A 209-nucleotide genomic window follows, 5' to 3' on the forward strand; every position below is an offset into this window, starting at 1 on the left:
TGGACCGCGCGAACAACGCCATCTCGACGCAGGTCTGTGCGCCGCACAAGGTCGCTGCCAAGGCGATGAAAACGATCTCCAGAAGATCATGACGCACATTCCCCGCGCGCGGGTCCGGCAAATCCCCAAACGTGTCTTCAAACTGCTCCATGAGGTCCTCCGCAAATGGAAAACCTCCTTAGAATCCTGTTCGCCGCCTATGGCAAATC

1 protein-coding gene is annotated in these 209 nt (G+C 57.4%); it reads right to left on the bottom strand.

The window, feature by feature from the left end:
- A partial coding sequence (locus ACOSDR_RS20365; RefSeq protein ID WP_420732214.1) for a transposase family protein occupies window positions 1-151 on the bottom strand: 151 nt, incomplete at its 3' end.
- Window positions 152-209: the final 58 nt, after the last annotated feature.

The organism is Hwanghaeella sp. 1Z406, from assembly GCF_048892425.1.
GTDB lineage: Bacteria > Pseudomonadota > Alphaproteobacteria > UBA8366 > Aestuariispiraceae > Pacificispira.